The sequence below is a fragment of the Bradyrhizobium sp. TM233 genome, from assembly GCF_036247965.1.
In the GTDB taxonomy this organism is placed as follows: domain Bacteria; phylum Pseudomonadota; class Alphaproteobacteria; order Rhizobiales; family Xanthobacteraceae; genus Bradyrhizobium; species Bradyrhizobium ottawaense.
Genome location: NZ_BTIG01000009.1, coordinates 31,108 through 44,156 on the forward strand (window position 1 = coordinate 31,108; position 13,049 = coordinate 44,156).

The window sequence follows — 13,049 nt, forward strand, 5'->3', positions numbered from 1 at the left end:
CCGTGCTCAGTGGCGCCTTGATCCAATTCCCGAACTCGTAGCCACAGCAGAACCGCTTCGATCGGACAACGAAAATGGCACCGGGACCAAGCCCCGGTGCCATCGGTTTCGGTGGACCAAGTTGGCGTCTTACGGCGCCAGCTTGATGTTGTTGCGGAAGATCAGGGCATCGTTGGAGAGGTTCACGGCATCGCCGCCGGTCGCCATGATCACCCGCATGTAGTTCAGGAACTTGGCAACTTCGACGTTGCGCGAGTTCGAGACATAGATCACGTCGCCATTCTTCATCATGACCTTGGTGGCGAGGAAGAAGCCGCCGGGATCGCGGAAGTTCACGTTGAAGATGACCGGGATGGTCTCGGAGGTGTACTTGCTGACGTCGATGCCGAGCTGGGCAGCGACATCGCGCGGCTCGCGGCGATACATGTACACGGCAGCCGGATCGGCCTGGCCATCGAGAAGACCGCCCGCCTTGCCCACGGCTTCGCCGAGGTTGATGCGCCATGCATCGAAGTTGAACTCGCCGCTCTGGCCGCTGGCGCCGAACGCCAGGAACTTCTGCTGCTCGCGATAGACGTAGATGCTGTCGTCGGGGCGAACATAGACGTTGTTCTCGGGCGCCATCACGAGATTTTCGAACGGCACGGTGGCCCGCTTGCCGCCACGCTCCAGCATGACCCAGGTCTCGAAGCCCTGGCCCTTGATGCCGCCGGCCCGGGTGATCGCGTCGAGCACCTTGTCCTTCGCGCCTGCCGCGCTCGCGGGATAACGCGCCGGCGAATTGACTTCGCCGAGCACACTGATGAGCTGGGTGCGCTGCGAGGACATCGAAACCACCGCCTGCGGCTCGATGGCGCGGTTGCCGATCTTCTCGATGATCGAGCGCTGGATTTCCACGGCCGTGCGGCCCGCAGCCTTGATCTGGCCGGCATAGGGCACGGTGATGAAGCCATCATTGTCGACCGACTGATCCGGGATCGTCACATAGTTACCGGGACGGACGCCGGCTTCCGCCGGGATGAACAGACCGCCTGCCGCAGCTTCGAAGATGGTGACGCTGACGACGTCGCCGATGCCGAATACGATGCTGGCGGGCGGACGGCGATCGGTGAACACGCCGGCGAGCCCCTTGGGCTCGTGGGTGTGCAGGATCTTCACAGTCGCCGGATTGAGCGGCACCAGCTCGTAGGCCGGAGCGTTTTCAGTCTGAATCTTGTTGTTAACGTCGTCCGTCAGCGGACCCGAGCCGGGATTGGTCGAGCACGCTCCGAGCGCCAAAGCGGCCATCAGAAACGCTGGCTTGAATAAATAAGACTTGGCAAAGGAATGCATGAATCGCGCCCCAGGAGACCCCAATTAGCCCTGATTGGTACGGCCTAGGGGGTGGTGCGACAAGGGTTCCCGGTGGTTAACGGAGCGATCGGTCGGCTACTGTTGCGTGCGGGTCACTCTTTGGGGCTTGGTTTAACCCTTTGTGACCATTTGTTGTATTTCGTGTGCCCGGTCGGCGAGCAAACCGCCCAACTCAAGGGCTCCGTGTGTCGAGCGCGAGGCTTCTTGACCTCTCTCCGCTCTGCTAAGTCTGGGCCGCTAAGGATAGGAACTCCGATTGTCTGGCCTCCTTCTTGTCCCGCTGTTGGCAGGCTCCCTCGTTGGCGCCGCTGATCGCCCATGGGGCTCTGCTACCTCATGCGCTGGCAGCGCGCGGTCCTCGTGCCAGGGCGCACCCGCCGTTGAGGTGGCCGCCCCCACCCCCTCCTCCGTCTGGAAGTTCAGCCGCACCCAGGGAGGCAAGGACGGCGAAAGCTTCGCGGCTATCACGAAGACCGCGGATACCACCCAATCCGATCCGGACTTTGCCGGCCTCATCGTTCGCTGTGCGCCAAAGGGCAAGATGGACGTGCTGGTGGCCTTGATCCGGCCCTTTCCGCCGCGGAGCCATCCCAAGGTCACCATCGCCGCGAGCGGCGGCGGCACCCTGACCTTTGACGCCAGCATGGCGGCCGCAGGCGCCGCGGTGCTGCTGCCCGACGAGGTCTCGGCCTTTGCCGCCGGCAAGTGGCAGACAACGGCCTCGCTGTCAGTGGTGGTCAGGGAAAGCGACAGCGAGATCAAGGGCGTGGTGGCCCTGAACGGCTTGCGGGAGGCCTATCATTCGCTGCTGGCAAATTGCAGCCAATAGGCCAAATTTAGCCATACAGCTTAAGGGTCTTTTTAGGGAGGGGAACCTAGGGTCCGAAGCACGGAGAGTGTTTCGGATGACCGCGCTTTTGATTTTCAGCTTTTTGGTAGGTGCAGTGCTGGGCCAACGCTTTCGCGTCCTGGTGCTGCTTCCGTTGACCTTCGTCATGGTGCTCGCGGCCATCCCGGTCGGCTTGATGCTCGATCTCACCGTGCTCGATAGCCTGAAAGGCGTGGCACTCGCGGCCATCGCCCTCCAGGGCGGCTATCTCTTCGGCTCGGCCGCGCGCTTTGGCCTTGCCGCCGCACGCGCCGCCCGCGTCTTCGGCCGTCCGATCAAGGCCACCCGCTGATCGCGCCGATCAACGCTGCGACGAGCCCGCGCGCAAATGGCCCAAAGTTCAAGGATCTGGGTTCAAGGATCTGGGTTCAAGGTTTAAGCGTTGGACCGACGCAGGCCTCTGTTTGAAAACCACCCGCTCGCTTGTATGGTGACCTGACCGTTTCAGGATTCCCTTCGAGCGCGCCGTTTGTCCCTCGCTTATTTTGCCCTCATCGTTTCCATCGTCTCCGCTTCCACTCTCGAAATCGCCGGCGCCAAGTTCGGTGCACAGCTCGGGACGATGGCCGCCGCGCTAAGCCTGCTGGCAGCCACCGCGAGCGCGCGAAAAGCCGATTACGACCACTATGTCCGCGCGACCTCCTGGGGCCGCTGGATCCCGATCGCGATTCCGCTGTTCATCGCGGCTCAACTCGCCCCGCTTCCACTGAGCTTTGCCCATCCGATCTGGGCCAGCACGCGCGATGCCATAGGCGGCCTGCCGTTCGGACCGATCACGGCCGACATCGGCTTGACCGTAAGCGCGCTGCTGCTGGCGCTTGCAGCGATCTCGTTGCTCGGCGTCACCATCCTGGTGGTCCGCAACCGCAGCCGTGCCGAGCTGGTTCTCTTTGTGCTGGGCGGAGTAACCGCGATCTCCGCCTTGATGTTGGACCTGCATCGGCTCTCGCCGGCACTTGCTGGAGCCGCGCCCTCGGACTTCACGACCACTTTGGCCGGCTTCGGCCTCATGCTCAACCTGGCGGTGATGCAGCTTGCTGCCGAACGGGCCGAGACGCATCACTCGGTCCTTCGCTCGGTGGCGATCGGCCTTGGCGGGCTCGTGGGCGCGCTGGCAAGCGCGCTTGCGGTGTTCGGCCTGTCAGGCACGAACAGCGCGATCGCAGCAGGCTTTGGCATTGTGCTGATCCTGCTGATCCTCGTCATTCGCAGGCTCGACCTATCGCCATTGGCAGCGAGCGCCTTGTCGGCCGCCGCCCTGATCGGAGCGGCGATCGTCCTGTCCTTCCTGTTCGAGAAGGGCTCCGGACCGGTCCTGCTGCGGCTCGTCCCGGATATGGGGGCTGAAACGCGGGCCGCGCTGGAGCGCATGTTGTCCGATACGCGCTGGTTCGGCGCAGGCGCCGGGACCTTTGCTGCGGTGGGCCGGATCTATCAGAGCGATGCCGGAGCCGCTTTGACGGCGCCGTCGACGGCCGCAGCCGTCTTTGCCGGCATGGGATGGATTGGCCTGGTTGCCGCGCTGGCGGTGAGCTCGATCGCGCTGGCGCGCCTGTTCTTCGGCGCCTTGCAGCGCGGACGCGACTCGTTCTTCCCAGCGGCCGCCGCGGCCTGTGTCTTGTTTGCGCTGGTTCAGAGCTTCGCCGGGCCCGGGCTGCTGCGCCCGGCAGCAATTCTGTGTCTTACAGTGATCGTCGGACTGGGGCTGTCGCAGAGCGTCAGCCAATCCGGATCACGATAGAGCGCGGGTGATCAGACCGCGCGATCGCCGAGGGAGGCCCAGTAATTCGGGTTCTTGGGCGACTGAATGCGAACCCAGCGATAGGGCTTCTTCGACCAGGGCATGATGTGGCCGGAGAGATTGTCCAGCACGAGATCGCCGGCGAAGGTGCGCACCACGACCACGAGATGATGCTCGCCCCAGGTGGTCACGACCTCGCTGAGCAGCACCGAGCGCGCCGGAAAGCCCTTGGCAATCAGCTCGTGGCGTTTTGTCACAGCGTAATCGTTGCAGTCGCCGCTGGTCGGATGCAGCAGCCACTTCTCGCCGCGCAGCCCTTCCAGATTGGCCTCGGGGCGGATGGCGGTATTGACCTGCTGGTTGACCTCTTGCATTTGCACCAGCCGCTCCGCCGTAAGCTTCAGGCGTCCGCCCCTGAACACGATGTGCTGCGGCCGCGGCTTGCACTCGTCCTTGTACTTCAGGCAAAACAGCGTGAACGCCATCGGCGCCAGCGTCGGCTGATCGAACTTGATGTACTGGATGGCGCCGCGCAGCCCCAAGGGCGCACCGACGAACGCGGCTTCAGCACGCTGCTGCACCCCTGCAGCAACGACGATGGCGGCCACGGCCGCCAGGAACTTTACAACTTTGCGCATGTCGCGCTCCCCGTTCTTGTTGGGAAGACGCTACGCGAGACGTCTTGAAATACGGCTCAAAGGCCGCGCGATCCTTTAATCAAAATGCGGGCGCGTTGGTCGGAAACAATTAAGAATACCGATGTGTGACTTGTTCTGCTAAGAGCGGACAAGACGTTCCGCTCGTGACGCTGGAAGCGATTCGACCGACCTGATGGGCCTTTCCTCACGCTTTCGAAAGAAGACCAAGCCTCGGCTTCCCGACGGCGTCCGCGTCTATGCCATCGGCGACGTGCACGGCCGCGCCGATCTGCTTCAATCGCTGTTAACCGTCATCGACGTCGATCTGGCCCGCTCCGCTCCCGAGCGGGCCATCCAGGTCTTTCTCGGCGACTATGTCGACCGCGGCCCGGACTCGCGCGCCGTGCTTGATCTTTTGATCGAGCGCTCGAAATCGCACGAGACGGTCTGTCTGAAGGGCAACCACGAGATCTTCCTGCTCGAGGTCCTCAAGGACCCCGCCCGCCTGCAGGAGTGGCGCCACTATGGTGGCCTCCTGACGCTGGTCTCCTACGGCATCACGCCGACGATGAATCCGTCCGCGGAGCAACAGATCGAGCTGATCGAAGGACTGAAGCGCGCGCTGCCGCCCGAGCACCTCGCCTTCCTCCAGCAATTGCCCTCGTCCTTTACCTGCGGCGACTTCTTCTTCGTGCATGCCGGCGTCAAGCCTGGCGTCCCGCTCGAGCGCCAGAGAGATGAGGATCTGCTCTGGATCCGCGAGGAATTCCTCGCGTCCGAGGAGCGCTTCGGCAAATATATCGTCCACGGCCATACGCCGGTCAGCGTGCCCGATATTCGTCCGAACCGCATCAACATCGACACCGGCGCCTATGCGACCGGAAACTTGACGCTGCTGACGATCCAAGGTGATAGTCTGATGGCGATTTAAGGGCCCTGCTCTCGTTTCAATCCCGTGCTCGCTTCGCCCTCACAGGCCTCGTCGATTTCCAATGAACCGCATGTTCCTGCTTCGCGTCATCGGCATCTGCAGCGCCATCGTGCTGGCGCTACATGCCGGCATGGAATTCTACGGCGATCTCATCCGACCGAACTTTCGCGCGAGCGACCTGTTCTCGGGCGAGATTCCGCCCGAGAAGGCCAAGCTGGCGGCCGGCGGTGTCTTGGCATCGGTTTCGCTGGATGGGGACCTGCTCGCGAATTACGCGGCCGCAATGGCCGCTGACGTTCTTCACCGCCCTTCGTCCGATGCCGGCGGACGGGCCAGTGAAAACAAGGCGGCCCAGGCCGCCGTGGTCGCGGCCTTGAAGGTCTCACCGATCAGGCCTGCACTGTGGCTCACGCTCGGCACGCTGCAGGCCCAGGCCGGCGAAGCGGCCACGCCCGCGGTGAAGATGTCCTACTTGACCGGATCGGTGCCGATCGACGTCGCCTTCGCTCGCGTCCGGACCGTGACCTCGAGCGCGGCTGCGACGGACGAGGAGATCAAGCTGCTGGCGCAATCCGACATCCGCTCCGCGCTCGCCAACCGCTCGCGTTACGAGCCGTTGCTGATTGCGGCCTACGTGCAGGCAACTCCGCAAGGCAAGGCGCTGCTGCTCGACACCACGAAAGTGACCGATCCAAAATTCAACGAGATCCTGCGGCGGTACTGAACTTCAGCGCACCGATTTCGGATTGACCGGCACAAAGTCCTGTTCGCGGCGCGGTTGGTCGGATCGCCCCTGATAGACGAACATGCCCTTCTTGGTCGTGACGATGTCGCCCCGCTGCAGGCTGTCGTCGCGGAGAAGGCGTTCGGTCGCGACAAGGTCCGGATCTTCCGGAATTGGCTTGTAGAGCTCGGGATGCTCCCGCCGCTCGCGCGAGACTTCCTTGGCTCGGCGCCGTGCGTCCTCGATCCGCTGCCGCCATTCGTCGCGCGTCACTTCCGGCTCGCTTGGTGGAAGATAGTCGTTGAGCGAGGGCTCCGGCTCGGTCTGAGCGAGACACAAAGACGGACTTGCGAGGCCAAGGCCGAGCGCGCCGGCAACGGTCATGACCGCACGAGCCAGCGCCCCAAACCGCCTTCCGCAGGCGAGCGAATGGTTACTTCGGGCGGTGCGCACGCGGGTCACTCCAAGTCCAGGGCATGAGGACCATCGTTAGCCGCACCAGCCTCATCTCAGGTTCAGACTATACCTTTGCGGATTGCAAGAAAGCCAATTCGCGGGCAGAGTTTCCACTTTAGCTCCGAGGATTTCAGCACGTGGTTCGCAGCATTGCCCCCTTGGCTCTGGTCATCTGCTTCGCAACGCAATCGGCGACGGCCGGCCAGATCGAATACCCGCAAGTCATCCATACGCAATATGAGGCGGTCGATCAGAAGGCCGGCGGTCACTTCGTCCTGTGGTCCGAGCGGGAGAAGATCTTCTACGGCCTCGACCAGAAGCTCTTTCCCGGCGCCCGTTACGTCGATATCACCCAGGTCACCCCGAGCGTAGGCTCGATCACGTTGACTTACGTTGAGGTCCGCACGGTTGGCAGCACCACCTCGGACTATCTGTACCTGGCCGGAAATGTGCGCTTCCGCGTCAGCGGAATGACACTCAAGGCCAGCAATTTCCCTGCCGGCGGCGGGATGGCACCGAACGGGCAATAATCGGACAGCTGGCTTGGCGCCGTCGGGAGCCCTTCCTCAAAAAATCGAAAAACAACCCCATGCACAGTAGCCGGCATCAGCGGAATCAACGACTTACGCCTTTTCCGAAACTCGAATTGACGCGTCGGGCAAAACAGGCGCAGGATGGCATGGTGCCGAGAAAGTCAGACGGATGATTTGGTGGACCCGAGATCGGCGTCATAGGATCGACTCGAGGGCCGCAGATCTGCCCTAAGGCCTCGTTAGATCATTGCAGCTAGCTTTCGACATCCCCTCGTGGAGTTGCCGAGAATGCGTGCAAGGCCGGTATTGCTGTCAGGTGTTGCCGTCGCCATGTCCTGCCTCGCGGCGCAGGCGAGCCCACTCTGCATCAAGGAACGGACGCCGTTCGCGTTGTCGCACGACACGGTGAAATGGACGATGTCGATCGCGCCTGGGACGGCTTGTATCCAGGGACTGCGTTGGTCCTACATGCAGATCTTCAACGTATCGGTCGTGAGCGGACCCACACGGGGACAATTGGCGGTGGTCGGGTCCGGCTTCCGCTATTCGGCGGACAACGGAATACGCGGCACCGACAAGTTCACGCTGCTGATCTCTGGCACGAACCGGCGCGAGCCGGGGACGTCGACCCTGGAGGTCGAAGTCAACCCGCAATAGCTGCCCTCGACATTTGCGGGGCCTCTGCACGCCTAGCGACGGCTCGACCCGCTGCCCCGGGTTCTGCTCCCGTAGTAAGGGCGCGCGCGTCCGCCGCCGGTCGTCACGGGGGGCTCGATCCGGCTTGGTATATTACGCGTGGCGTTGGGGGGCGCGGGCTGCGACGGATTGACAATGATCACGTTGCGGTTGGGCGTCGATGGATCGTTGACGCCCTGGGCCCAGGCAGCGGCGGGCACAAGCAACGCAATGGCGATCAGAACTGGTCGTTTCATACGATATCTCCCGAGCATGAACGTCAGGGAGGCGATCACCGTTCCTTCACGGTTCGTTGGGTGAACCTTAGCGGGGGACGGCAACCAGCTTGCCATCGCGCCAGACGCCTTGGGCCGACTTTCCGGCCGGAAGCCCCGTCACATGCCGGACCGCGGTCGGCCGGGACGCCGCTTGGGTGGTTTGCGCCTTCTTCGTCGGCGTCGTGATGATGCTGGAACTCGTGGTGTTGGCCTGATCCTTGATCCCTTGCGCAACGGCAGGCGAAGCCAGGAAGGTCAAAACCGAGAGGACTGTCAGAACGCCGCGCATGGTCGAACACCGGAAAGAGGGGCTTGGCGAAATGTCACAGGTTTCCCCCTAAAAGCAAGCACCTTCAAAGGACCGAGAGGGGACGTCTGCAGACCCGGTCATCAGCGGGAGAGCTCCTCGATCGCGAGGTCTCACGCGGAAAAACCTAGCGAAATAGCCCTATCCGGGCTACTTGATCGGCCTTGATGACCGACTCCGGTGAAACTGCGGCCAACGCTCCCTCGACGCAACAGATCAAAGCCGGGTTTATCCGTCTCCTGTCGAGCCGAATCCGCGCCGTGTCCGACGATCCCCAGCAGATACGGGAGATCGTCTATGAGCTGGCGCGCGTCAAGCTTCTGGAGCAATTCACCCACGCCGACGCGCGGGAATCTCGCGAGCTTCAGCAAGTCCTCGAACGTGCCATCAAGGAGGTCGAGCGCACCTTCGAGCGTAGCGCCGCGTCCGAGCCGCACAAAATTGTCGCGGCAACCGCCGCTCCGGTCCCTACCCCCACTCCCCCGCCCATTCCGATGTCGTCACCCGTTTCGGCTTCGCCGCCTACTGCAAAGGACGCGGAAGCACTGCGCCGTCCCGCGGCTTCGCCGCGATCGCCGGATCAACTCAAACGGAGCGGCGCCTTCACCTTTCTGGTTCGACTGACCGGCATTCTCCTGCTCATGGCCGGCGCCAGCACCGCGGTGATCTATTGGCCGCGTTTGAGGACGCACGTGTCCGCACTGTCACAATTGGCGCTGCCATCCGAGCGCGCGCCGAGCAACGCCGAGCCCCGGCCGACCGCAGCCTCGCCCCAGCCGGAGAGCGTGACTGTTGAACGAGCGCCCGACAGCGCAAAGGAGCCGGCACCACCTGCACACCCCTCCATGCCTTTGCCCACGACCTTCGGCGTCTACGCGCTGAACGAGGGGCAACTGCAGGAATTGAAACCCGTCCCCGGAAAGATTCCGGACCGCCGCGTTGCGATCTCGGCGGCCATCAACACGCCGAGTGCAACGACCCTGACAAGCGGCGATGTCAGCTTCATCGTGTTCAGACCGGACGGAAGCATCGAGGCAAGCGTGACCGAAGTTCGAGTCGTCGCAAAGGTGTCCCGGTCGATGGGCATCGATGCCTCCGGCAAGGCCGCCATGGTCAACGCGGGCGATTCCTGGGTCATTCGCAGCATGTCCTTCCCCTACAAGGTAGGGCCGGTCGAGGATCAGCCGAGGATGCTGCTGCTGCAACCGGAGCAGGACGGCTTCACGCTTTCGCCGGGCCGCTACGTCGTCGTCGTCAAGGGCATGGGCTACGATTTCACCGTGGCCGGGACCGTCACCGATCCCAACCAATGCGTCGAACGCATCAATGCGGCGAACGGCGCGTTCTATTCTCCCTGCCCGCCGCCGCGGCGTTAGCCGAGCTTCGATTTTCTATCTTGACGGCTTGCTGTCCTTGGACGCCTCCGCCGGCGCGTCGTCGACCTTGCCGTTGTTGGCGACGCATTTTTGGAAGTATTCGCGCTTGTCCTTGGCCGTTCCCTTGAGACTTCCGGCCGCGGGGTTGCCGACTTGCTTGGGCGGAAAAGCCTTGGCCACCGCCGCGTCGCATGCCCGCGCCACCTCGGCGGTAATGGCCGACGCCGTTGCCGGCGCAGCCAGGGCCAACACGCACGCCAATCCAACCAACCTTCGCATGTTTCTGATCGGCACCTTGTTGCTCCCTCGAACCGTGAATGCTTGCCGGAACCATAGCAAAAAGGATCGAAGCGCCAAACGGCAAAGCGACGCCGAATTGTCACGCGGTCTGCCTGTGCGTCTCGAAGGATGGCCGCAGAGCGCGTAGCGAGATCCCCAATACTAGCTGTTGAGCTGCGGCGGCTTGAAATCCGGAAAACGCGTGAGCATTGCGGTCTTGACGAACTTCAAATGGGCAATGGTGCTTGCCAACTCCTTGAGCCGCCGCTGGCCGTTGGAGATGTCCGCCGCGAAGAGATCTTGGTGATGGTTGTCGAGCGCCTCGCGCTCGAGATACTCGTCGGTGCCGTTTCCGAAGGTGACGGAAGCACGCGCAAGCGCGTCATCGACACGCCGACTGAGCCCGACCTGCTCCCTCTCCGCATCTCGTAGCGCTGTGTCGATGGCGACCATGACAGCATCGACCCTCGCGCGGTCGGTCTCCGCATCACGCTCGGCGGAGCGGGCTTTGAAGCCCTTGTCCTCACGGCGGGAGCCGAGAAGGTTGTGCGCGCGTGCTCTCAGGAACAGCTGAAACATGTGGGCCATCCCCATTTTCGAGATCTAAGCCGCTACCATCGGTCAGGCATAGTTAACAAAGCCTAAATCCTGCATCCGCCCCGCCTGGCTTTGTGCGATCCACACCCGCCAGGCTCCTTCGTGCTTGGAATAGAGCTCGAGCCACCGAACGTCGTCAACCGCGGCCGCTCCCTTGCCCGCGCGGGTTTCGGCCACGATTTGGACCGTCTCCTTCGGTGCAAGATCCAGCGCCTCGAATTCCGCCGTCTCGTCCAGCGAAAGGCCTATCAGAACACGATGCCCCTGCGCGTCAACAAAATACCTGCGCGGCGCGTTGTGCCGTTGATCAATCATTCGAATGACCCTCGTTCATGATCCAAGGACCAGGAAGATCTTCCAGATGCCGGCCATAGCTAGAAACAAACGCAATCAAAATGAGGGCGCAAGTCGTCGCGCCCAGCAACGCAATCAGCCACGTCATTTACGCCTACCCGCGCGGCCTCCAAAATCGAAGGCCCAAGCTCACCATGAACTGATCCGTCTTAGGTTGCCTTTCCAGAGCGCTCAAGGGCGGCGACAGATTAACCTAACCACACATGGTTATTCGACGTCGCCACGACCGGCATTCCGTTGGGCGGCGCGCGCTTTGCGGTCACGATGGCCGCTGGGGCCGACCGGCTTCCATCGAGGCGGGAGTATAAGGTGCATAAAGACGATATCGTGCCGATCGCTTCCGCGAGCGCCACGCCCGTACGCCATAGCCGCAGCCAAAGCCCGCTGCGAAAATCGATATCAAAACCAAGGCAGCTAACATTGGAATGTTCCCACGTTTGCCGGAACGTTCCTCCCGCGCTCATTTTCGTCTTTTCGTTGCGTCAACTTCAAGATCGTGACCGCTGAAAATTTAGTCAGACGAACATGAAGTTTGTGCAACGTGATGCATGAAGATTGGTCGGCACGGCGAGGGCACAGAGCGCAGAGAAAGAGGCTCGAGTTCTTTTTACCAGAACTCGGCAGGCCGACACCATGAACCCTCGTTCATCTGGCGTTTCAAACGTTGACCGGCGCGGCTGAGAACGGCCGTCGAAAGGCGCGCATCGGATTCACCAGCGAAATACCGTGGTTATACGGAGCGTCGCGCGTCGATTTCATCGCGGTAAGGTTGAGCGGTTAGCTTAATCCGCGTTGTTTGTTGCGAAGTCTCACCGATCGCATATCCATCTTCGCACCGGGTTTCCCCAAGCCCGGCCCCACCCAAGCAAAGCCGTCGAGCGAACATGGGTCGCTTGGCGGCTTTGTCGTTGTGTCGACAAGAGGATCATTTCGGTTATGGCGCGCAAGCCCTGGTCGTTCAAAGAAGACCGCCGGCTCATGGAGCTGGCCAAGTCTTCGGCTTCGCTGGAAGAGGCGGCGAAGGTTCTCGGACGCTCGCCTGATGCGATCAAGCGCATGGCATTGCGGCTTGGTCTTTCGCTGAAGCCGAAGGCGGGCAAAAAGAGCTAGGCTCGGAAATGCGACGGTGCTCGCCTTGAGCCTCGCAGGACGACCTCCCGCGCTGCGGTGAATGACGATCGACCTCGCTGACGAGGCCAGCAGGTCACTCCAAATGGCTCAGCGGTCACGCCTTCGCAGATGCAGGCGTCAGCCCACCCAAACGAGTCTGCTCGTCAACGCCTGACCGAACGAGCCGACGAACTTTGCGGGGTCTTGAAGACGTTCGGCGGATCCCTCGGCCAGCGCCGCACCACGCTTTCGAAGCAGCCATTCTTCGAAGCAGACATTCTTTCAGAGCAGACGTTCTTCAGAGCCGGTATGGCTTTGTCTCGCCGGGACGGAACCAAACTCACGTTCGCGTGTTAATTCCAGTCCCACAGCGAGGTCTGGCAGTGCTCCACTTTGCCATTTCCGCGGTTTTGGTTTGGCTGGCGATCAACATCGCCTTCGTGGTGCTTCGGTTGCGGGCCATCCGCCGTCCCTCCACGCCCCACATCCAAGGGTCCAGCCTGCCTTATCCGGAGGCGATTCCCCTTCGCCACCGGCCCGGACAGTGAGCCTCGATCGAGCGTCCTGGAGCGGACTTCGTCCGGCCCGTTTAGCCTAGTTGTTCGTCTTCTTCTGGGAGCCCATCCCTGGGCTGGTTCCGTAGCTCGGCGTTCCCGTTCCCTTGAAAGCCCCACCCATGGTGTCCGAGCCGGAATTGCTGCCTGTGCCGCTGCGGGTCGCAGAGGTGGGCTGAGTGCCTGACGGCCTATCCTTGGTTCCCTGGGCCGAGGCCGCGGAGCTCCCGAGGGCCAACGCGAGGAGGAATAGG

At 62.4% G+C, this 13,049-nt stretch carries 16 protein-coding genes; 9 read left to right on the top strand and 7 right to left on the bottom strand.

From position 1 onward, the window contains the following. Positions 1-129: 129 nt before the first annotated feature. On the bottom strand, positions 130-1,332 hold the full coding sequence (locus tag AABA86_RS20945) for a polysaccharide biosynthesis/export family protein (RefSeq protein WP_212251211.1): 1,203 nt from the start codon (positions 1,330-1,332) through the stop codon (positions 130-132). 406 nt (positions 1,333-1,738) lie between these two features. Here AABA86_RS20945 and AABA86_RS20950 point away from each other — a divergent pair, with 406 nt between their 5' ends. From AABA86_RS20950 to AABA86_RS20960, 3 genes are all read left to right on the top strand, one after another. Continuing rightward, entirely contained in the window at positions 1,739-2,182 is a 444-nt protein-coding gene (locus tag AABA86_RS20950) for a hypothetical protein (RefSeq protein ID WP_338308234.1), read from the top strand. Positions 2,183-2,258: 76 nt separating this feature from the next. Continuing rightward, the gene (locus tag AABA86_RS20955; protein ID WP_212251208.1) at positions 2,259-2,534 is read left to right on the top strand and encodes a hypothetical protein; all 276 of its coding nucleotides are present in this window, start codon (positions 2,259-2,261) and stop codon (positions 2,532-2,534) included. 177 nt (positions 2,535-2,711) lie between these two features. Then, a complete protein-coding gene (locus AABA86_RS20960) occupies positions 2,712-3,983 on the top strand; it encodes a hypothetical protein (RefSeq protein WP_338308236.1) in 1,272 nt (423 codons plus the stop codon). An 11-nt stretch (positions 3,984-3,994) separates the two neighbouring features. On the opposite strand, the gene AABA86_RS20965 is transcribed toward AABA86_RS20960, so the two are convergent. Then, the gene (locus tag AABA86_RS20965) at positions 3,995-4,621 is read right to left on the bottom strand and encodes a transglutaminase-like cysteine peptidase (protein ID WP_212251204.1); all 627 of its coding nucleotides are present in this window, start codon (positions 4,619-4,621) and stop codon (positions 3,995-3,997) included. Between the two features lie 193 nt (positions 4,622-4,814). On the opposite strand from AABA86_RS20965, the gene AABA86_RS20970 reads away from it, so the two are divergent. Together AABA86_RS20970 and AABA86_RS20975 are read left to right on the top strand one after the other, a co-directional pair. Then, the gene (locus AABA86_RS20970) at positions 4,815-5,552 is read left to right on the top strand and encodes a metallophosphoesterase family protein (protein WP_212251202.1); all 738 of its coding nucleotides are present in this window, start codon (positions 4,815-4,817) and stop codon (positions 5,550-5,552) included. Between the two features lie 61 nt (positions 5,553-5,613). Further along, entirely contained in the window at positions 5,614-6,276 is a 663-nt protein-coding gene (locus AABA86_RS20975; RefSeq protein ID WP_212251200.1) for a hypothetical protein, read from the top strand. Positions 6,277-6,279: 3 nt separating this feature from the next. Here AABA86_RS20975 and AABA86_RS20980 read toward each other — a convergent pair whose 3' ends face one another. Then, entirely contained in the window at positions 6,280-6,660 is a 381-nt protein-coding gene (locus tag AABA86_RS20980) for a hypothetical protein (RefSeq protein WP_338308238.1), read from the bottom strand. Between the two features lie 209 nt (positions 6,661-6,869). Here AABA86_RS20980 and AABA86_RS20985 point away from each other — a divergent pair, with 209 nt between their 5' ends. Both AABA86_RS20985 and AABA86_RS20990 read left to right on the top strand, forming a co-directional pair. Further along, positions 6,870-7,262 carry a hypothetical protein gene (locus tag AABA86_RS20985; protein WP_212251198.1) on the top strand — a complete coding sequence of 131 codons (393 nt, stop codon included), beginning with the start codon at positions 6,870-6,872 and terminating at the stop codon, positions 7,260-7,262. A 291-nt stretch (positions 7,263-7,553) separates the two neighbouring features. Further along, entirely contained in the window at positions 7,554-7,922 is a 369-nt protein-coding gene (locus AABA86_RS20990; RefSeq protein ID WP_338308240.1) for an Ig-like domain-containing protein, read from the top strand. A 342-nt stretch (positions 7,923-8,264) separates the two neighbouring features. Here the strand turns inward: AABA86_RS20990 and AABA86_RS20995 are convergent, their stop codons facing one another. Continuing rightward, entirely contained in the window at positions 8,265-8,507 is a 243-nt protein-coding gene (locus AABA86_RS20995; protein WP_194406424.1) for a hypothetical protein, read from the bottom strand. 185 nt (positions 8,508-8,692) lie between these two features. On the opposite strand from AABA86_RS20995, the gene AABA86_RS21000 reads away from it, so the two are divergent. Beyond that, a complete protein-coding gene (locus AABA86_RS21000; protein ID WP_338308242.1) occupies positions 8,693-9,901 on the top strand; it encodes a hypothetical protein in 1,209 nt (402 codons plus the stop codon). Between the two features lie 15 nt (positions 9,902-9,916). Here AABA86_RS21000 and AABA86_RS21005 read toward each other — a convergent pair whose 3' ends face one another. The 3 genes from AABA86_RS21005 to AABA86_RS21015 form a co-directional block, all read right to left on the bottom strand. Then, a complete protein-coding gene (locus tag AABA86_RS21005; RefSeq protein WP_338308244.1) occupies positions 9,917-10,195 on the bottom strand; it encodes a hypothetical protein in 279 nt (92 codons plus the stop codon). Between the two features lie 147 nt (positions 10,196-10,342). Then, entirely contained in the window at positions 10,343-10,759 is a 417-nt protein-coding gene (locus AABA86_RS21010; RefSeq protein WP_212251192.1) for a hypothetical protein, read from the bottom strand. A gap of 42 nt (positions 10,760-10,801) precedes the next feature. Further along, positions 10,802-11,092, bottom strand: a complete 291-nt coding sequence (locus tag AABA86_RS21015; protein WP_212251190.1) for a hypothetical protein — start codon at positions 11,090-11,092, stop codon at positions 10,802-10,804. Positions 11,093-12,067: 975 nt separating this feature from the next. On the opposite strand from AABA86_RS21015, the gene AABA86_RS21020 reads away from it, so the two are divergent. After that, a complete protein-coding gene (locus AABA86_RS21020; RefSeq protein WP_212251188.1) occupies positions 12,068-12,241 on the top strand; it encodes a hypothetical protein in 174 nt (57 codons plus the stop codon). The last annotated feature ends 808 nt before the right edge of the window (positions 12,242-13,049 follow it).